The 19,583-nt window shown below is 71.9% G+C and carries 18 protein-coding genes; 12 read left to right on the top strand and 6 right to left on the bottom strand.

The genetic code is table 11. The features are described from left to right. Window positions 1-20: 20 nt before the first annotated feature. Window positions 21-1,460, bottom strand: coding sequence for a sensor histidine kinase (locus RI138_RS23995; RefSeq protein ID WP_311121568.1), 1,440 nt, complete (start codon window positions 1,458-1,460; stop codon window positions 21-23). Continuing rightward, window positions 1,457-2,119, bottom strand: coding sequence for a response regulator transcription factor (locus RI138_RS23990; RefSeq protein ID WP_311121567.1), 663 nt, complete (start codon window positions 2,117-2,119; stop codon window positions 1,457-1,459). Before RI138_RS23990 ends, RI138_RS23995 begins: the two co-directional genes overlap by 4 nt. Before the next feature lie 129 nt (window positions 2,120-2,248). On the opposite strand from RI138_RS23990, the gene RI138_RS23985 reads away from it, so the two are divergent. From RI138_RS23985 to RI138_RS23975, 3 genes are read left to right on the top strand one after another with little or no spacing between them, the layout of a single operon-like run. Beyond that, window positions 2,249-2,929 carry a PepSY domain-containing protein gene (locus tag RI138_RS23985; RefSeq protein ID WP_311121566.1) on the top strand — a complete coding sequence of 227 codons (681 nt, stop codon included), beginning with the start codon at window positions 2,249-2,251 and terminating at the stop codon, window positions 2,927-2,929. A gap of 44 nt (window positions 2,930-2,973) precedes the next feature. Then, window positions 2,974-3,804, top strand: coding sequence for a putative adhesin (locus RI138_RS23980; RefSeq protein WP_311121565.1), 831 nt, complete (start codon window positions 2,974-2,976; stop codon window positions 3,802-3,804). Between the two features lie 10 nt (window positions 3,805-3,814). Then, window positions 3,815-4,234: a DUF7919 family protein gene (locus tag RI138_RS23975; protein WP_311121564.1), complete on the top strand. Its 420-nt coding sequence runs from the start codon at window positions 3,815-3,817 to the stop codon at window positions 4,232-4,234. Between the two features lie 122 nt (window positions 4,235-4,356). Here the strand turns inward: RI138_RS23975 and meaB are convergent, their stop codons facing one another. Then, entirely contained in the window at window positions 4,357-5,325 is a 969-nt protein-coding gene (gene meaB, locus RI138_RS23970) for a methylmalonyl Co-A mutase-associated GTPase MeaB (RefSeq protein WP_311121563.1), read from the bottom strand. 59 nt (window positions 5,326-5,384) lie between these two features. Continuing rightward, on the bottom strand, window positions 5,385-6,590 hold the full coding sequence (locus tag RI138_RS23965) for an acetyl-CoA C-acetyltransferase (protein ID WP_096628378.1): 1,206 nt from the start codon (window positions 6,588-6,590) through the stop codon (window positions 5,385-5,387). A 145-nt stretch (window positions 6,591-6,735) separates the two neighbouring features. On the opposite strand from RI138_RS23965, the gene mce reads away from it, so the two are divergent. The 7 genes from mce (at window position 6,736) to RI138_RS23930 (ending at window position 16,435) form a co-directional block, all read left to right on the top strand. Continuing rightward, entirely contained in the window at window positions 6,736-7,164 is a 429-nt protein-coding gene (mce, locus tag RI138_RS23960; protein WP_096628376.1) for a methylmalonyl-CoA epimerase, read from the top strand. A 199-nt stretch (window positions 7,165-7,363) separates the two neighbouring features. Then, entirely contained in the window at window positions 7,364-11,224 is a 3,861-nt protein-coding gene (gene scy / locus RI138_RS23955; protein ID WP_311121562.1) for a polarized growth protein Scy, read from the top strand. 200 nt (window positions 11,225-11,424) lie between these two features. After that, window positions 11,425-12,363, top strand: a complete 939-nt coding sequence (locus tag RI138_RS23950; RefSeq protein ID WP_311121561.1) for a coiled-coil domain-containing protein — start codon at window positions 11,425-11,427, stop codon at window positions 12,361-12,363. A 96-nt stretch (window positions 12,364-12,459) separates the two neighbouring features. After that, window positions 12,460-13,455: an ABC transporter ATP-binding protein gene (locus tag RI138_RS23945; RefSeq protein ID WP_096628372.1), complete on the top strand. Its 996-nt coding sequence runs from the start codon at window positions 12,460-12,462 to the stop codon at window positions 13,453-13,455. A 5-nt stretch (window positions 13,456-13,460) separates the two neighbouring features. Next, a complete protein-coding gene (locus RI138_RS23940) occupies window positions 13,461-14,240 on the top strand; it encodes an ABC transporter permease subunit (protein ID WP_311121560.1) in 780 nt (259 codons plus the stop codon). Between the two features lie 138 nt (window positions 14,241-14,378). Next, entirely contained in the window at window positions 14,379-15,587 is a 1,209-nt protein-coding gene (locus tag RI138_RS23935; RefSeq protein WP_311121559.1) for an ABC transporter ATP-binding protein, read from the top strand. After that, window positions 15,584-16,435 carry an ABC transporter permease subunit gene (locus RI138_RS23930; RefSeq protein ID WP_311121558.1) on the top strand — a complete coding sequence of 284 codons (852 nt, stop codon included), beginning with the start codon at window positions 15,584-15,586 and terminating at the stop codon, window positions 16,433-16,435. The genes RI138_RS23935 and RI138_RS23930 overlap by 4 nt, the downstream gene beginning before the upstream one ends. Window positions 16,436-16,480: 45 nt before the next feature. On the opposite strand, the gene RI138_RS23925 is transcribed toward RI138_RS23930, so the two are convergent. Then, window positions 16,481-16,810 carry an ATP/GTP-binding protein gene (locus RI138_RS23925; protein WP_311121557.1) on the bottom strand — a complete coding sequence of 110 codons (330 nt, stop codon included), beginning with the start codon at window positions 16,808-16,810 and terminating at the stop codon, window positions 16,481-16,483. Window positions 16,811-17,024: 214 nt separating this feature from the next. Here RI138_RS23925 and RI138_RS23920 point away from each other — a divergent pair, with 214 nt between their 5' ends. Beyond that, window positions 17,025-18,074, top strand: a complete 1,050-nt coding sequence (locus RI138_RS23920) for an LLM class flavin-dependent oxidoreductase (protein ID WP_311121556.1) — start codon at window positions 17,025-17,027, stop codon at window positions 18,072-18,074. 118 nt (window positions 18,075-18,192) lie between these two features. Here RI138_RS23920 and RI138_RS23915 read toward each other — a convergent pair whose 3' ends face one another. Continuing rightward, on the bottom strand, window positions 18,193-18,585 hold the full coding sequence (locus RI138_RS23915) for an SCO5389 family protein (protein WP_111338219.1): 393 nt from the start codon (window positions 18,583-18,585) through the stop codon (window positions 18,193-18,195). A 272-nt stretch (window positions 18,586-18,857) separates the two neighbouring features. Between RI138_RS23915 and nucS the strand changes: the two genes are divergently transcribed. Continuing rightward, the gene (nucS, locus tag RI138_RS23910; RefSeq protein ID WP_096628456.1) at window positions 18,858-19,529 is read left to right on the top strand and encodes an endonuclease NucS; all 672 of its coding nucleotides are present in this window, start codon (window positions 18,858-18,860) and stop codon (window positions 19,527-19,529) included. Window positions 19,530-19,583: the final 54 nt, after the last annotated feature.

Below are 19,583 nucleotides of genomic sequence, written 5' to 3'. Positions count from 1 at the left end.
CGGCGCCCGGCCCGGGTCCTTCAGGCCGGGCGGGGCAGCCACAGCCGGAAGGCCGCGCCCCCCTCCGCCGCCCGGTGGACCGTCAGCGTCCCGCCGTGGCGGGCTGCGACGTCCCGGGCGATGGCGAGGCCCAGGCCCGCGCCGCCGTCATCCCGGCTGCGGGCGTCGTCGAGCCGGACGAACCGTTCGAAGATCCGCTCGCGCTCGCCCTCGGGAACGCCCGCCCCGTCGTCCCGGACCTCCACCCGCACCCCGTGCCCGTCGGCCGCCACCGACACCACGACCGCCTCCTCGGCGTGCCGCTGGGCGTTGTCCAGCAGGTTGCCGACCACCCGGGCCAGCTGCCCCCGCGACCCGTTCACCTCGAACGCCCCGCCTTCGGTCACCTCAACCGTCACCGGGATACGGTCCCCGGTCCGCTGGGACACCTCCTCGCGGACGAGCGCCCCCGCCTCAAGCCGTGCGGCCCCCGGCTTCTCCCCCGCGTCCAGCCGGGCCAGCAGCAGCAGATCCGCCGCCAGCACCTGAAGCCGTACGGTGTCGGCGACCGCCCCCGGGAGGTCCAGCAGCTCCGGGTGGGCCTCGGCCACCTCCAGCTGGGTGCGCAACGAGGCGATCGGGGACCGCAGCTCGTGCGAGGCGTCCGCGACGAACCCGCGCTGCCGCTCCACCGATGCCTCCAGGACCGTCAGCGTCTCGTTCGTCGTCCGGGCGAGCCGGGCGATCTCGTCGCGCGAATCGGGCTCGGGCACCCGGCGCGCCAGATCCTCGGACGCGGTGATCGCGGCCATCTCGCGGCGAATGCCCTCGACCGGCCGCAGGGCCCTGCGGGTGACCAGCCAGGTCACCCCGGCGACGACCACCAGCAGCACCGGCAGTCCGGTCAGCATGGCCCCGCGCACCGTGTTCACCGCCTCCTGCTCGGCGGCGAGCGGCGCGCCCGCGTACACCGTGAGGGTGACCCCTTCGGGAGTGGTCGCCTCGACGGCGGCGAAGCGGTAGTCGGCGGTGGCGCGGTCCACGGTGGCGGTGCCGTCGGAGAAGACCGGGTCGTCGGAGGAGACCTCGCCGCGCCCGGGACGGCTGTCGTCGTCATCGTCGTCATCGTCGTCGTCATCGGGCGAAGAGGAGGCCCCCGCCGAGGCCGAGGGCATCGGGGTGACGCCCGCCGAGCCCGTACCGGAGATCGCGCGCAGCTCCTCGGACACGAGGACGACCCGGCCCTCCTCGTCGGTGGCCTGGACCGGATGGTCCGCCGCGTCGTCCAGGTCCAGTTCGCCGTAGGGCGTGCCCACGGCGAGCTGCCCGGCCGCCTCGCGGGCCGCCACCTCCGCCTGGAGGTCCGCCTGGTCGGTCAGGTTGGCCCGCAGGACGAGGAGGACGGCGAGCCCGGCCGCGACCAGGGCGACGGCGACGACCAGGGTGGCGCCGAGGGCGGCCCTGGCCCGTACGGACCTCACAGCGCCTCCAGCCGGTAACCGGCGCCACGCACCGTACGGATGGAAGCGGCGCCCAGCTTGCGGCGCAGGGTGGAGATGTAGACCTCGACGATGTTCGGGTCGCCGTCGTAGGCGAAGTCCCAGACGTGCTCCAGGATCGCTGCCTTGCTGACCACCTGCCCGGCGCGCAGGGCGAGTTGCTCCAGCACCGCGAACTCCTTCGCGGTGAGGGCGTATTCGTCCTCGCCCCGGTGGACGCGGCGGGCGGCGGTGTCGATGCGGAGGGACCCGACGGTCAGCACGGGCGCGGCCGTTCCGGCCCCGCGGCGGCGCAGCAGGGCTCGCACCCGGGCGACGAGGACGACGTAGCTGAAGGGCTTGGTCAGGTAGTCGTCGGCCCCGGTGTCCAGCCCCTCGGCCTCGTCGTACTCGCCGTCCTTCGCGGTCAGCATGAGGATCGGCACCTCGTGCCCGGCGGCGCGCAGGGCGGCGCAGACCCGGTAGCCGTTCATGCCGGGCAGCATGATGTCGAGGATCACCAGGTCGTAGCCGCCCCCGCCCGCCCGGTGCAGCCCTTCGAGCCCGTCGTGCACGACATCCACGGCGAAGCCCTCGGCGGTCAGTCCCCGGGCCAGGGACACCGCGAGGCGCTTCTCGTCCTCCACGATCAACAGGCGCATGCGCACAGCCTCGCAAACTCCGCCTGAAGACGGCTTCAGGTGGCTTCAGGCTGCGTTCAGCAAGAGGTCGGCAGTGTGGAACCCGTCGAGCAGCACACCAGCTCCCGACGACCTTCGGGGAGGAACCTCATGAAGCGCAACGCCACCATCGCAGCGATCACCGCGGCCGTCCTGATCGGCGGCACGGCCGCCGCCACCGTCGCCTTCGCGGACGACGACGGCGACCGAACGCCCACCAGGAGCGCAGGCATGGTGAACTCCGCCGACGCTCCCGACGACCGGGCTCCGGCCGCCAAGGAATCCGCCCGGATCACCCTCGACCAGGCCGTCGCCGCCGCGCTGAAGAGCGTCCCGGGCACGGTCACCGAGGCCGAGCTGGACGACGACGACGATGACGACCACAACGGCCGTACGGTCTGGGAGCTGGACGTCCACGGCTCCGACAAGAAGTGGCACGACGTCACGGTGGACGCCACCACCGGCAAGGTCCTGAAGACCCGCCAGGACGACGACAACGACGACCGCGACCGCCACGCACCCCGCTCCGCCCCCGTCACCCTGAACGCGGCGGCGGACGCCGCCCTGAAGACCGCCCCGGGCCGTATCACCTCGATCGACCTGGACGACGATGACGCTGATGACGACGGCCGCCGGGGCAACGTCCTGCGCTGGGACGTCGACATCACCGGCAAGGACGGCAAGCAGCACGAACTCCGCGTCGACGCGAAGACCGGCAAGGTCACGGTGGACCGGGATGACGACGACCGGGACAGCCGGGGCGGGGACGCGGACGACCGGAACGACGACTGACGCACCGGCCACCTCGCGGCCGAAGGCCCCGCATCGCTGCTGCGGTGCGGGGCCGTTCCGCGCTGTTTCCAGGCCCGTTCCGACGTGTCCTCACCGACCCGAGCGGGCTGACCCCCGTACCGGGCGATGACGGCAACGGCCATGTCGACAGCCTCGGCGAGGGCCTGAAGATCTTCGGCAGCGGCTTCGTGCAAGGGCTCAAGATGCCCTTCGAATTCGTCGGCGACCTCCATGGCGCCTTCACCGGCCAGAATGGCGGCGCTGGGGCCTTCGTCGACAAGTACCTCCCCGTTCGCCCGGCCTACCGCCTCTACCGCGCGGAGTACATGCTCCGCCAGCAGGGCTGCGACGCGCTCGCGGACCTGTACGGGGAGGCCGCGGAGGAACTGACCCAGCAGATCGCCGTGACCGGGATCGGGGGGCTCACGGGGTGGCGGCGGGCGGCCGTGGCTCCCGAACTGCGCGGGCACGACATACCCACACACGGCAAGGGTGTGGGCCCCGCCGCGGAACGGCTCCCCGGCGGACGCCCCGACGGCCAGGCCGTCGTCGCCGGCCACGGTTGGTACGTCCGCGGCACTGGGGACACCGACATGCCCAGTGGCACCTGGGGATACTTCTACGTGGCGGACGGCGTCGGCCTTCGCCAGTCCGTCGGCCTCGCGATAGAGCAGGGGAAGAAGATCAAGCCCACGGAGATCGTCGGTCCGGGCAAGTCGTTCCCGGACTACACCGTGGCGCCCGGGTCCGACCTGAGGATGCTGAGCGGTTCCATCACGGTGAGCAAGGAGACCTTGCTCAGTGAGATCCTCAAACCCAATATGGGCCCGGTCCACCTGGCGATCTGCCGGAAGCACTGCGACCCGCGACGCTGAGGGACAGCACATGAGCCACTACCCTGATCTGTCACCGTACTCCTACGACGAGTCACCCCGTGCCATGCTCAACGTCGGATGGCTGCATCCCAAACACGGCTACGCCACCGGCGTCGTGGACGAACGGGTGGTGCAGGCGTTGGTGATCCTCAGCGCCGCCTACGAGAACCAGATGCGCGGCTTTCACAGGTGCGAGTTCTGCGACACGGACCGGGTCTCCGTCTGCGGCGGGCCGAACGGGGACACCCGGGTATGGCTCGGCTCGGCGGAGATCCGGGTGAAGGGAGAGGACGGAACAATCTACGCCGCTCCGAACCTGGTCATCCACTACATCACCGCGCACCGCTACTGCCCGCCCGAGAGATTCTGCCGTGCGGCGGTCGAAGCGGCGGGAATCGATGCGCTCGGACCGCTGAGTCTGGTCGAGTAGCACCCTCGGACGGCGCCCGGGCGCCACCTCTGCTCCGAGGACGGGGGCGGTGGGCGCGCCGGGCCCGTACGCGAGAGCGCCACCGGGGCGGCTCATGCCGCCCCGGTGCCTTCAGCGCCTGCTCAGGAGCCCCCCGTCAACCCCGCCACCAGCTCGTCCGCCGCCGCGTACGGGTCCAGGGTCCCCGCCACGATGCGCTCGGCCAGGGCGTGCAGACGGCGGTCGCCGCGCAGGTCGGCGATCCTCTCGCGGAGCGCGGTGACGGCGATCGTCTCGACCTCGTGGGACGCGCGGGCCGTGCGGCGGGCGGCCAGGACTCCGTGCTCCTCCATCCAGGCCCGGTGCTTCTCCAGGGCTTCCACGACCTCGTCGATGCCCTCGCCCCGGGCCGCGACCGTCTTGACGATCGGGGGGCGCCAGTCGCCGGGGGCGCGGGACTCTCCGAGGCCCAGCATGTGGTTCAGCTCGCGGGCGGTGGCGTCGGCGCCGTCGCGGTCGGCCTTGTTGACCACGTAGACGTCACCGATCTCCAGGATTCCGGCCTTGGCCGCCTGGATGCCGTCGCCCATGCCGGGGGCGAGCAGGACGACGGAGGTGTCGGCCTGGGAGGCGATCTCCACCTCGGACTGGCCGACGCCGACCGTCTCGACGAGGACCACGTCGCAACCCGCCGCGTCCAGCACCCGGATCGCCTGGGGGGCGGACCAGGCGAGGCCGCCCAGGTGGCCCCGGGTGGCCATCGAGCGGATGTAGACGCCGGGGTCGGACGCGTGGTCCGACATCCGGACCCGGTCGCCCAGCAGGGCGCCGCCGGAGAAGGGCGAGGACGGGTCGACGGCGAGGACGCCGACCCGTTTGCCCGCCCGGCGGTAGGCGGAGACCAGGGCCGAGGTGGACGTGGACTTGCCGACGCCGGGCGAGCCCGTGAGCCCGACGACGTAGGCGTGGCCCGCCAGCGGTGCCAGCGCGGCCATCACCTCGCGCAGTTGCGGGGACGCCCCCTCCACCAGCGAGATCAGCCGGGCCACCGCACGCGGCCTGCCTGCTCGCGCCTGCTCGACCAGCGTGGGGACGTCCACGTCCACGTTCACCGCTCCGTTCGCCTTGCCCTAGCCCTGGAATCCGTACGGGTCTGGAATCCGTACGGGTACTACTTGCCCGGAACGCGGATGATCAGTGCGTCGCCCTGGCCGCCGCCGCCGCACAGCGCCGCCGCGCCCGTGCCGCCGCCGCGCCGCTTCAGCTCCAGGGCCAGGTGGAGGACGACCCGGGCACCGGACATCCCGATGGGGTGGCCGAGCGCGATCGCGCCGCCGTTGACGTTGACCTTGTCCGAGGTGACGCCCAGGTCCTTCATGGACTGGACGGCGACGGCCGCGAACGCCTCGTTGATCTCGATCAGGTCGAGGTCGTCGACGGTCAGGCCGTCCTTCTTGAGGGCGTGCCGGATGGCGCCCGAGGGCTGCGACTGGAGGGAGTTGTCGGGGCCCGCGACGTTTCCGTGGGCGCCGATCTCGGCGATCCAGTCGAGGCCGAGCTCCTCGGCCCTGGCCTTGCTCATGACGACGACCGCGGCGGCGCCGTCCGAGATCTGCGAGGAGGTGCCCGCGGTGATCGTGCCGTCCTTGGCGAAGGCCGGGCGCAGCTTGCCGAGGGACTCCACGGTCGTCTCGGGACGGATGCCCTCGTCCTTGGCGAACAGGACCGGGTCTCCCTTGCGCTGCGGGATCTCGACCGGGGTGATCTCGGCCTCGAAGACGCCGTTCTTCTGGGCGGCGGCGGCCCGCTGGTGGGAGAGGGCGCCGATCGCGTCCTGGGTGGTGCGGTCGAGGCCGAGGCGGGTGTTGTGCTTCTCGGTGGACTCGCCCATGGGGATGTTCTCGTAGGCGTCGGTGAGACCGTCGTGCGCCATCGAGTCCAGCATCTCGATCGCGCCGTACTTGTAGCCCTCGCGGGACTTGGGGAGCAGGTGCGGGGCGTTGGTCATGGACTCCTGGCCGCCCGCGACCACGACGTCGAACTCCCCGGCACGGATGAGCTGGTCGGCCAGGGCGATGGCGTCCAGCCCGGACAGACACACCTTGTTGATCGTGAGCGCGGGCACGTTCATCGGGATGCCGGCCTTGACGGCGGCCTGCCGGGCGGGGATCTGGCCCGCGCCCGCCTGGAGCACCTGGCCCATGATCACGTACTGGACCTGGTCGCCGCCGATGCCCGCCCGGTCCAGGGCGGCCTTGATCGCCACTCCGCCGAGGTCGGCCGCGGAGAAGCTCTTGAGGGAGCCGAGGAGGCGGCCCATGGGCGTCCGGGCGCCCGCGACGATCACTGAGGTGGTGGTACCGGTCGTTGCTGGCATGGGCACGGCCCCTTGGGATCGGATGTGAACGAGGGTTTACCTGAATGTACTGAGCGGTGCCGCGCCCGTCATCCGGCTGCCGGTGTGATCGCGCGCACGTTGCGTAACCGTGGCGGGAGCCGGGGCGCGGAGCCATGCTGAGTCCATGCTGACGCGCATCGATCACATCGGAATCGCCTGTTTCGACCTGGACAGGACCGTCGACTTCTACCGTGCCACGTACGGGTTCGAGGTGTTCCACACCGAGATCAACGAGGAGCAGGGCGTCCGGGAGGCCATGCTCAAGATCAACGAGACCTCGGACGGCGGGGCTTCGTACCTCCAGCTGCTGGAGCCGACCCGGGAGGACTCGGCCGTGGGCAAGTGGCTGGCGAAGAACGGGGAGGGCGTCCACCACATCGCCTTCGGTACGGCGGACGTCGACGGGGACGCCGCGGACATCCGTGAGAAGGGCGTCCGGGTGCTGTACGACGAGCCCAGGACGGGTTCGATGGGGTCCCGGATCACGTTCCTGCACCCCAAGGACTGCCACGGAGTCCTCACCGAACTGGTCACGAGCAGCCCGGAGCACTGACCTGGCGGATACCCGGCCCGGTAGAGTGGGCGGTTCCGGGCCGGGGCCGGGTCGGGGCCGTACCGCGTCCTCGTCGTTTGTCTGTCACCATTCCCCGGGGGACCGCTCGCCGGCGAGCGGTACTCGTGCGTTGCGACCAGGGTTGGGGTCTCCCCTGCTCGAACGACGTTGAGAGCTCGGGGAAGGATGGGACCGCGCAGTGCGGGGCTACGAACGCCAGGAGAGCCACCGAGCTGAAGACGACCATCTCTCGCGGTTCGAAGCCGAGATGGACCGGCTGAAGACCGACCGGGAGAAGGCCGTCCAGCACGCCGAGGACCTCGGTTACCAGGTCGAGGTCTTGCGCGCCAAGCTGCACGAGGCTCGGCGCAATCTCGCGACCCGTCCCGCCTATGACAGCGCGGACATCGGCTACCAGGCCGAACAGCTCCTTCGGAACGCGCAGGCCCAGGCCGAGCAGATGCGCAGCGACGCCGAGCGCGAGCTGCGCGAGGCCCGGGCCCAGACGCAGCGGATTCTTCAGGAGCACGCCGAGCACCAGGCCCGCCTCCAGGCGGAGTTGCACACCGAGGCCGTGCAGCGCAGGCAGCGGCTCGACCAGGAGCTGGCCGAGCGCCGCCAGACCGTCGAGTCGCACGTCAACGAGAACGTCGCCTGGGCCGAGCAGCTGCGCGCCCGGACCGAGGCGCAGGCCCGTCGGCTCATGGACGAGTCCCGCGCCGAGGCCGAACAGGCGCTGGCCGCCGCCCGCAACGAGGCCGCCCGGCTGGCCGAGGAGACCCGCCAGCGGGTCGGCGCGGACACCGAGGCGGCCAGGACCGAAGCCGAAGCGATCCTGCTGCGCGCCCGCAAGGACGCCGAGCGGCTCCTCGGGGCCGCGTCCGCGCAGGCCCAGGAGGCCACCAGCCACGCGGAGCAGCTGCGTTCCAGCACGACCGCCGAGACCGACCAGGCCCGCCGCCAGACCGCCGAGCTGAACCGGTCCGCCGAGCAGCGCCTCGCGGAGGCCGAGACCCGGCTGCGCGAGTCCCGGCTGGAGGCCGAGAAGGTCCTCGCCGAGGCGAAGGAGGCGGCCGCCAAGCAGCTGGCCGCCGCCGAGTCGCAGAACGAGCAGCGCACCCGTACGGCCAAGTCGGAGATCGCCCGGCTGGTCGGCGAGGCCACCAAGAGCGCCGACGCCCTCAAGGAAGAGGCCGAGCAGGCCCTGTCCGACGCCCGCGCCGAGGCGGAGCGGCTGGTCGCGGAGGCCGCCGAGAAGGCCGGTACGGTCGCCGCCGAGGAGGCCGCGGCCCAGCTAGCGAAGGCCGCCCGCAGCGCCGAGGAGGTGCTGACCAAGGCTTCCGAGGACGCGCAGTCGACGACGAAGGCGGCGAGCGAGGAGGCCGAGCGCATCCGCCGCGAGGCGGAGGCCGAGGCGGACCGGCTGCGCGGCGAGGCCGCCGAGCAGGCCGACCAGCTCAAGGGCGCGGCCAAGGACGACACCAAGGAGTACCGGGCCAAGACGGTCGAGCTCCAGGAGGAGGCCCGCCGACTGCGCGGCGAGGCCGAGCAGCTGCGCTCCGAGGCGGTCGCCGAGGGCGAGCGCATCCGGAGCGAGGCTCGCCGCGAGGCGGTCCAGCAGCTGGAGGAGGGCGCACGCACCGCCGAGGAGCTGCTGACCAAGGCCCGCTCCGACGCCGACGAGCTGCGCACCAAGGCGAACGGCGAGAGCGAGCGCATCCGCGCCGAGGCCGCCGAGCGGGCCGCCACCCTGCGCAAGCAGGCCGAGGAGACACTGGAGCGCACGCGCGCCGAGGCCGACAAGCTGCGGGCCGAGGCCGAGGAGCAGGCGGCGGCGACCACGGAGGCGGCCGAGCGGGCCGCTGCCGAGCTGCGCGAGGAGACCGAGCGCGGCCTCGCCGCCCGGCAGGCCGAGGCCGCCGAGGAGCAGACCCGGCTGCACGGCGAGGCCGAGGCCCGGCTCGCCGCCGCCGAGGAGGCGCTCGGCGAGGCGCGTACGGAAGCGGAGCGCATCCGCCGCGAGACGGCCGAGGAGGCGGAGCGGCAGCGAGCCGAGACCGCCGAGCGCGTGCGGGCGCTGACCGAGCAGGCCGGGGCGGAGGCCGAGCGGCTGCGCGACGAGGCCGCCGCGGACGCCTCACAGGCCCGGGCCGAGGCCGAGAGCCTGGCCGTACGGCTGCGCACGGAGGCGTCCGCCGAGGCCGAGCGGCTCAGGTCCGAGGCGCAGGAGAGCGCCGACCGCGTGCGTGCGGAGGCGGCCGCGGCCGCCGAGCGGGTCGCCACCGAGGCGGCCGAGGCGCTGGAAGCCGCCCAGGAGGAGGCGTCCCGCCGCCGCCGGGAGGCCGAGGAGATCCTCGGCGCGGCCCGGACCGAGGCGGAGCAGGAGCGCGAGCGGGCCCGCGAGCAGAGCGAGGAGCTGCTCGCCTCCGCCCGCAAGCGGGTCGAGGAGGCGCAGGCCGAGGCGCAGCGGCTGGTCGCGGAGGCGGACGCCAGGGCCACCGAGCTGGTCGCGGCTGCCGAGCAGACCGCCCAGCAGGTGCGGGACTCCGTCGCCGGTCTCCAGGAGCAAGCCGAGGAGGAGATCGCCGGGCTGCGCTCGACGGCCGAGCACGTCGCGGAGCGCACGCGCGGCGAGGCTCAGGAGGAGGCGGACCGGGTCCGCGCCGACGCGCACGCCGAGCGGGAACGGGCGTCCGAGGACGCGAGCCGGATCCGCCGGGAGGCGAACGAGGAGACCGAGGCGGCGAAGGCGCTGGCCGAGCGGACGGTCGCCGACGCGATCGCCGAGGCGGAGCGGCTGCGCGCGGACACCTCCGAGTACAGCCAGCGGATGCGTACGGAAGCCTCCGACGCCCTCGCGTCGGCGGAGCAGGACGCGTCCAAGGCCCGGGCCGAGGCCCGTCAGGACGCCAACCGCATCCGCTCGGAGGCGGCGGCGCAGGCGGACCTGCTGATCACCGAGTCCACGACCGAGAGCGAGCGCATCCGCACCGAGGCGGACCGGGCGGCCGAGGCGCTCGTGGTCGAGGCCACCACGGAGGCCAACCGCCGTCGGGCCGACTCCACCGAGCAGGCGGACCGGACGCTGGCCGAGGCGGGCGCCGAGGCGGAGCGGATGCGCACGGAGGCGGCCGAGCGGCTCGGCTCCGCGCAGGAGCACGCGGCCCGGACCCGCGAGGAGGCCGAACGGCTGCGCAGCGACGCGGAGTCGGCGGCCGAGGAGCTGCGCGCGGATGCCCGCCAGGAGGCGGACCGGGTGCTGGACGAGGCCCGCGAGGCGGCGGCCAAGCGCCGGGCGGACGCGGCCGAGCAGGCGGACCAGCTCATCAACAAGGCGCGGGAGGAGGCGCTGCGTACGGCCACCGAGGCCGAGGGGCAGGCCGACACCATGGTCGGCGCGGCCCGCAAGGAGGCCGAACGGATCACCTCGGAGGCGACCGTCGAGGGCAACACCCTCGTGGAGCGCGCCCGTGCCGACGCCGACGAACTGCTGGTCGGCGCCCGGCGCGACGCGACGCAGATCCGGGAGCGGGCAGAGGAGCTGCGGGCCCGGCTGGAGAGCGAGATCGAGGAACTGCACGAGCGGGCCCGCCGCGAGACGTCCGAGCAGATGAAGACGGCGGGCGAGCGCGTCGACAACCTGATGAAGGCGGCGACCGAGCAGCGCGAGGAGGCCGAGGCGAAGGCCAAGCAGCTGCTGGCGGAGGCCAATTCGGAGGCCAGCAAGGTACGGATCGCCGCGGTGAAGCGGGCCGAGTCGCTGCTGAAGGAGGCCGAGGCCAAGAAGGCCGGGCTGATCCGCGAGGCGGAGAAGCTGCGTGCCGACGCGGAGGCCGAGGCCAAGAAGACGGTCGACGAGGGTCAGCGCGAGCTGGATGTCCTGGTGCGCAGGCGCGAGGACATCAATGCGGAGATCTCCCGTGTCCAGGACGTGCTCGAAGCGTTGGAGTCTTTCGAGGCTCCGACCGGGGGCGGTAAACCGGCGGGCGGCTCCGCGGGAGGCGTCAAGGCTCCGGCGGCGGCGGGCAGCCGGTCGGGGGGCAAGTCGTCCGAGCGGTAGCGACCTACCGGACGGTAGTGATCTACGGGGGCCCGTGCTTCGTCATGGACATTCAACCCTTCGAGTGCAAGTACTCCAGGGGTCAGCCACTCAAAAGGGGTGTCATTCTCCAGATCAAACCGGCATCTGCACGCTGACACGCCGCTATGGCCCCTAGGATTCCCTCTATCACCTCACCGGTCTCATTCGACAGGAACCCCATGAGCGACCCTTCCTCCCCCTTCGGCTTCGAGCTCGTGCGACGTGGTTACGACCGCGGTCAGGTGGACGACCGCATTACCAAGCTCGTCGCCGACCGTGATAGTGCTCTGGCCCGAATCACCTCTCTGGAAAAGCGCATCGAGGAGCTGCACCTCGAAACGCAGAACGCCCAGGCCCAGGTCAATGACGCCGAGCCGTCGTACGCCGGTCTCGGTGCCCGTGTCGAGAAGATTCTCCGCCTCGCCGAGGAGGAGGCCAAGGACCTGCGCGAGGAGGCCCGTCGCGCGGCCGAGCAGCACCGCGAGCTCGCCGAGTCGGCCGCCCAGCAGGTGCGCAACGACGCCGAGTCGTTCGCCGCCGAGCGCAAGGCGAAGGCCGAGGACGAGGGCGTCCGTATCGTCGAGAAGGCCCAGGGCGAGGCGAACACCCTGCGCTCGGACGCCCAGAAGGACGCCCAGCAGAAGCGCGAGGAGGCCGACGCCCTCTTCGAGGAGACCCGCGCCAAGGCCGCCCAGGCCGCGGCCGACTTCGAGACGAACCTCGCCAAGCGCCGTGAGCAGTCGGAGCGCGACCTCGCGTCCCGTCAGGCCAAGGCCGAGAAGCGCCTCGCCGAGATCGAGCACCGCGCCGAGCAGCTCCGCCTGGAGGCCGAGAAGCTCCGTACGGACGCCGAGCGCCGGGCCCGCCAGACGGTGGAGACCGCACAGCGCCAGGCCGAGGACATCGTCGCCGACGCCAACGCCAAGGCCGACCGGATCCGCAGCGAATCGGAGCGCGAGCTGGCGGCGCTCACCAACCGCCGCGACTCGATCAACGCGCAGCTGACCAACGTCCGCGAGATGCTGGCGACGCTGACCGGCGCCGCCGTGGCCGCCGCCGGCGCCCCGGTGGAGGACGAGGCCGCCACCCGTGGCGTGCCCGCCCAGCAGACCCGCTGACGCCACGTCGGCACCGTAGTACCCGCGATACCCCCGTGTGCGCCCGGTTCCGCCTTTGTGGTGGCGCCGGGCGCTCGGGCGTTCTAGCGTAGGCGCATGATCGAGCTTGAGGGACTCACCAAACGGTTCGGCAGCAAGATCGCCGTCGATCACCTGACATGTCAGGTGAAACCGGGTATCGTGACGGGCTTTCTGGGTCCCAACGGGGCAGGCAAGTCCACCACGATGCGGATGATGCTCGATCTCGACAATCCGACCAGTGGCACGGTGCGCATCGACGGCAAGCACTACCGCGACCTCCAGGAACCGCTGAAGTACATCGGGGCGCTCCTCGACGCCAAGGCGATGCACGGCGGCCGCAGCGCGTACAACAACCTGCTGTGCCTGGCGCAGAGCAACCGCATCCCGAGCAGCCGGGTCGACGAGGTGCTCGACATGGTCGGCCTCAGCGCGGTGGCGCGGAAGAAGTCCAAGGGGTTCTCCCTCGGCATGGGCCAGCGGCTCGGCATCGCGTCGGCACTGCTCGGCGATCCCGAGATCCTGATGTTCGACGAACCGGTCAACGGACTGGACCCCGAGGGAATTCACTGGATCCGCAATCTGATGAAGGCGCTCGCCTCGGAGGGCCGGACGATCTTCGTCTCATCCCACCTGATGAGCGAAATGGCGCTGACCGCGGACCATTTGATCGTGATCGGCCAGGGCAAGCTGCTCGCCGACACCTCGATGGCGGACTTCATCCATGAGAACTCCCGCAGTTATGTGCGGCTGCGCTCGCCCCAGCAGGAACGGCTGCGCGATGTGCTGCACCAGGAGGGATTCACGGTCGTCGAGACGGGCAGCGGGACCCTGGAGATCGACGGCGCCACCACCGAGGAGCTCGGCGAGCTGGCCGCCCGTCACCAGGTGGTGCTGCACGAGCTGAGCGCCCAGCGGGCCTCGCTGGAGGACGCCTTCATGCAGATGACCGCCGCTTCCGTCGAGTATCACGCCCACTCCGAACGGGACCCCGTCGCCGGGGCGCCCGCGGTGGGCGCGGGCTGGGGCGAGGACTGGAACAAACAGGGCGCCACCGAGAACGAGGGGAAGTGACGACGATGGCATCGGTACCCGCGGTTCTCACCTCGGAGTGGACCAAGATCCGGTCGGTCTCCTCGACGACCTGGACCCTCATCTGCGCGTTCGTCGTCACGGTCGCGATGAGCGCGGCGCTGAGCGCCCTGCTGAACGCCACGTTCGACGACCTCTCGGAGGCCGAGCAGGTCACGTTCGACCCCACGCTCGTCAGCTTCTCCGGGACGGTCCTCGGCCAGCTCGCCATGGTCGTGTTCGGGGTGCTCGTCGTCGGTACGGAGTACAGCTCCGGCATGATCCGCACCTCGCTGGCGGCCGTGCCGCAGCGCGGGACGCTGCTCTTCAGCAAGATCACGGTGGCCGGGGTGCTCGCCCTCCTCGTGGGCCTGCTCACCAGCTTCGTCTCGTTCTTCCTCGGCCAGGCACTGCTGGGCGACCGGGGCACGGACATCGGTGCGGAGAACGTGCTGCGCGCGGTGGTCGGCGCCGGTCTCTACATGGGACTGATCGCGATCTTCTCCATGGGGGTGGCGGCGATGCTGCGCAGTTCCATGCTGTCGCTGGGCATCCTGATGCCGTTCTTCTTCCTGGTCTCACAGATCCTGATCGCGGTGCCGTACGCGAAGGACGTCGCCCGGTACTTCCCCGACCAGGCCGGTTCCAAGATCATGCAGGTCGTCCCGGGGGCACTGAACAGCGATCCGGCACCGTACGGACCCTGGGCCGGCCTCGGGATCATGGTGCTCTGGGTACTGGCCGCGCTGCTCGGCGGCTACCTGGTCCTGAAGAAGCGGGACGCGTGAGCCCGTAACGGTCCGCTCGCACGCCGTGCGCGACTTGGCCGGAACCGTCAAGGCCTGGTTATCCTCCTAACTCTTACGGGGGTGCGCGGCCAGGTGGCCCGAGCCCCGACGACCGAGTGAAGTCGATGGGGCTGGAGAATGATCGAGGCAGTCGGCCTGACCAAGCGCTACGGCGCGAAGACGGCCGTGGACGACCTTTCCTTCCAGGTGCGGCCGGGTGCCGTCACCGGGTTCCTCGGTCCCAACGGGTCGGGCAAGTCCACGACCATGCGCATGATCCTCGGCCTGGACCGCCCCACCGCAGGTCGCGTCACGATCTGCGGCCACCCCTACCGCAGCCTGCCCAACGCGCCGCGCCAGGTCGGCGCGCTGCTGGACGCCAAGGCCGTGCACGGCGGCCGCACCGCCCGCAACCACCTGCTGTCCCTGGCCCAGCTCGCGGGCATCCCGGCGGCACGGGTCGACGAGGTGCTGGGTGTCGTCGGACTTCAGGACGTCGCCAGGCGGCGCTCCAGCGGCTTCTCCCTCGGCATGGGCCAGCGGCTCGGGATCGCGGCGGCGCTGCTCGGCGATCCGCAGGTGCTGCTCTTCGACGAGCCGGTCAACGGGCTCGACCCGGAGGGCATCCACTGGGTCCGCAACCTGATGAAGATGCTGGCCGCCGAGGGCCGTACGGTCTTCGTCTCGTCCCATCTGATGAGCGAGATGGCGCTCACCGCGGACCATCTGATCGTGATCGGCCGCGGCCGGCTGCTCTCCGACATGAGCGTCAAGGACTTCATCTCGGCGAACTCCGCCGACTTCGCCCGCGTACGGGTGCCGACGGGCGACCCTGCGGAGCGCGAGAAGCTGACGGCCTCGCTCATCGAGGCGGGCGGCCGGGTCATGTCGGAGCCGGACGGGGCCCTGCGCGTCACCGGGCTGCCGCTGCCGAGGATCAGCGACGTGGCGCACGCGAACGACGTACGGCTCTGGGAGCTCTCGCCGCACCAGGCCTCCCTTGAGGAGGCGTACATGCGGATGACGCAGGGCGTGGTCGACTACCGCTCGACGGACGACGCCAAGGCGGGCCTCGCGGAGCCGCAGCAGGGCCCGTACGGGGACGGCTCGGGCGGTTACGGGGCCGCGCCCGGCCACGGGGACCCCCGGCCGGTGGAGGTGCCGCAGGACGGCTGGTACGCCCCGCCGCCGCCCGGACAGAACCCGTACGCGGCCTCCGGGAGGGACGCGGCGGCCCGGGAAGCCCCCGCGGCCTCCTTCCCCGCTCCCGTAGCGGCCCCCGAGACAGCCCCCGAGCCCTCTCCCGCCGCCCCGGCCGGACAGCAGACCAGCGAGGACCCCCGATGACGACGCCGGCCACCCCCCAGGCCCACGAGCAGCAGGCGCCGGGACACGGTCCGGCGGTGTCCTACACCTCGCCCATCCCGATCCGCCCCGCGACCCTCGGCGACGCGATCGCCTCGGAGTGGACGAAGATCCGTTCCGTGCGCTCCACGATCTGGACGCTCGGCGTGATGATGATGCTGATGCTGGCGGTCGGGGTGGGGTCGGCGCTGCTGATCGCCGCCACGGACACCGATCTGATGGGCGAGCCCGTTCTGGGCCTCGGCTTCTTCGGGGTGCTGCTGGGCTCGATCTGTGTGATCACCCTCGGCGTGCTGACCATCGGCTCCGAGTACAGCACCGGCATGATCCGTACGACGCTGACGGCCTGCCCCAGCCGGAGCCGGGTGCTGACGGCGAAGGCCATCGTCTTCTTCCTGCTGACCTTCGCCCTCACGACGGTGGCCGCCACGGTCATCGCGGCGTTCCAGACCCTGATCCTGGACGGCGGCACCGCCTCGGGTTCCCTGTGGCTGCGCGCCACCCTCGGGGCCGGGGTCTACATCGCGACCCTCGGCCTGCTGTCCCTGGGCGTCGGTGCGATCGTCCGGCACTCGGCGGGCGCGATCACGATCATGATCGGTGTGGTGCTGCTGCCTCTGGTGCTCGCGCCGTTCATGTACGCGGAGAGCCTGCGCGGCCTCCAGCGCTTCCTGGTCGAGTACTCGATCCCGAACCAGCTCGGCGCGCTGTACGGCACGACGGTGACCAGCTCCGGGCCGTCCGGCTGGGAGCCGCTGCTGCTGATGCCGCTGCTGGCCGCCGCGGCGCTGGGCGGGGCGTACGCGGCGCTGAAGCAGCGTGATGTCTGAGCCACCCGGCCCCTCGGCTCGGCCGGGGCGCCCGGGCCGGTGGGCTCAGTAGCGCGGCGCGTTCCTGGACCGCTGCACCCGTGTGGTGCGGCGGTCCTTCGCGTTCCAGCACGCCTTGTGCCAGTGCCTGCGGTCGTCGATCCCGCCGAACTCGGGCCAGGCGACGAGGTGCGGGACGCCGGAGGGGATCTCCTGGTCGCAGCCGGGGCAGCGGTAGCGCTTGCCCTGGGCGCTCGCGCCGCTGACCGGGCGCACCGACCACTCCTCGCCCTGCCAGCTCTCGGTGGCCCCTCCCCCGCCGTACCGTCCGGGCGCCGCGCCGGGCCGGTCGTCGGGACTCTCGCCACCACGGGGGCGGTTTCGGCGCGGGGACACAGGACACCTCACGGGGGCGGTTCGGGCACGGCGGGTTCAAGCCTAGAGCCTCGCCTCCGGGACAGCCGTCGGGTGCGGCGGGCGGCCCGATCCGGCAGCGGGGTGAGTTAGCGGAAAATCGCAACAACTTCTTCGTGGACCGTGCCTTTGGCACGTGTCAGACGTTGTTGCCAGTGGGGGAGAACCGCGTCGGGCCGCAAGGAGGCAATAGGCGATGCGCATCGGAACGTTCGTTCTGGCAGCCCAGTTCCCGGGGCAGGGGCCGGGTGAGGCCCTGCACCGGGCCGTCCGGTCCGCCGAGGCCGCTGAGGCGTCGGGGCTCGACTCGGTCTGGCTGGCCGAGCACCACTTCGTGCCGTACGGAGTCTGCCCGTCCGCCACCACGCTGGCCGCGCTGCTGCTGGGCCGCACCCGCAGGATCCGGATCGGCACCGCGGTCAGTGTGCTGCCCAACCACCACCCGGTCGCCCTCGGCGAACAGGCCGCGCTGCTGCATCTGACCAGCGGCGGCCGCTTCTCGCTGGGGGTGGGCCGGGGTGGTCCCTGGGTGGACCTGGAGGTCTTCGGCGGCGGCCTCGACGCCTATGAGAACGGCTTCCCCGAGGCACTGGACCTGCTGCTCGACTGGCTGCGGGAGCCGAGGGTCGCGGGGCGCGGCGAGCGGTTCGGCTTCCGCGAGGTGGCCGTGGTGCCGCGCGCGGACGAGCTGCTGACCGGGCCGGACGAGGCGGGGGCGGGCGCTTCTGGGCCCGAGGTCGTCGTCGCGTGCACCTCGGCGTCGAGCGTACGGCTCGCGGCGCGGCAGGGGCTCCCGATGCTGCTGGGCATGCACTGCGGGGACGAGGAGAAGGCGGACATGGTCGCCCTGTGGCGTACGGCCGCCCGAGAGGCCGGTCAGCCGCCCGAGGTGGTGGAGGGGGCCGCACATGTGTCCGCAGGGGTGGCCCAGCTCGCGGACAGCCCCGGGGACGCGGTGGAGACGCTGGTGAAGACGATGCCAGGGTGGCTGCGGCAGGGGCTCGACGCCCATGTCACGGTCGACGGCAGGCACCGCGTGATGCGGGACCCCGTCGCGTACACGGAGTTGCTGTGCGGGCTGCACCCGGTGGGCACGCCGAAGCTGGCCGCCGACCGCCTCGCGGCCACCGCCGAGCGGACGGGGATCACCCGCTTCGCCCTGCTGGTGGAGGGGTCGGGGGATCTCGCGGCGACCGAGGAGAACGTCCGACGACTGGGCGCCGACGTGCTGCCCCTGCTCACCTGACCTGCGCATGCCGGTGTTCCTCGGCGACATCTCTGGGGGACCTGTGGTGCGGTGGTACGGGAGCTGCCGCCCCGGAGCCAGTTGCACCTCCCGCGGCCCGGAACGGCAGCAGAAGCGTTCAGCAGTCCCGTAGTTCGGGCGACTGGTTGAGCAACTGGCCCCTCACCGAGGTGAACTTGGCCAGTCGGTCGTCGACCGAGGCGTCCAGCGGGAACACCGCGACGCGGTGGCAGTTCTGGAATGCGAGACGCACTCCGAAGTGCCGCTGAAGCGCGCCGCGTATCGCATCACTCGCGAGCGCGCGCAGCAGCTGACCACGTGCCTGCTCGTCCGGCGGAGGCGTCTGGTTGTCGGCGAACTGTCCACCGTCCACCTTCAGCTGAGCCACCAGCGAGCTGATCATCTCCCATGCGTAGGGCAGGGAGGTCCGGACGCAGTCGACGAAGTCGGCTTCGTCGACCTCGCCTCGCTCGGCCTGTTCCAACAGCGCCGGTGAGACGTCGAGCGACATGGGTTCTCCTCTCGCGACCCCGGGCAGTGGCCGGGGCCTTACGGGCAGGGAAGAAGGGCGACGACGCAGCGTGCACGGACGGCGACCTCCTGCTTCCACGGTAAGCGTGCGATCGGGGCCGCACCAGGAGATTGGGAACACAACCGGCCAATAACGAAGGGGCGCAAAGAGGGGCAAGCCCGCGCGGCCGCAACGCCGCGCGCACCGAGTGACAGGGGGCAACAGGTGGGGAAATCGCGCCGGGCCCCCGTCGTCGAGTAGCGTTGCCGACCATGCGTCTCGTCATCGCCCGTTGCTCCGTGGACTACGCGGGCCGGCTCACAGCCCACCTGCCCTCTGCCCCCCGTCTGATCCTGGTGAAGGCGGACGGCAGCGTCTCCATCCACGCCGACGACCGGGCGTACAAGCCCCTCAACTGGATGTCCCCGCCGTGCACCCTGAAGGAGGGCGCCGGCGAGGACGAAGGCGTCTGGACCGTGGTGAACAAGGCGGGCGAGAAACTGATCATCACGATGGAGGAAATCCTTCACGACTCCTCCTACGAGCTGGGCGTCGACCCGGGGCTGATCAAGGACGGCGTGGAAGCGCACCTCCAGGAGCTGCTCGCGGACCGGATCGAGATCCTCGGCGAGGGCCACACCCTGATCCGCCGTGAATACCCCACCGCGATCGGCCCGGTGGACATCCTGTGCCGGGACGCGGACGGGGGGACGGTGGCCGTGGAGCTGAAGCGCCGGGGTGACATCGACGGCGTCGAGCAGCTGACCCGCTATCTGGAACTGCTCAACCGCGACCCGCATCTCGCACCGGTCCGGGGCGTCTTCGCGGCCCAGGAGATCAAGCCGCAGGCCCGGGTGCTGGCCACGGACCGGGGCATCGGCTGCCTGGTCCTCGACTACGACGCGATGCGCGGCATCGAGGACGACAAGCTGCGGCTGTTCTGATCCCTGCCGGAAGGAGCCGGGCCGCCCGCGTTCGACGCGGACGGCCCGGCTTTC

Origin of the sequence: Streptomyces durocortorensis (assembly GCF_031760065.1) — a bacterium.
Taxonomy (GTDB): domain Bacteria; phylum Actinomycetota; class Actinomycetes; order Streptomycetales; family Streptomycetaceae; genus Streptomyces.
This window is presented reverse-complemented; position numbering and strand designations above follow the sequence as displayed.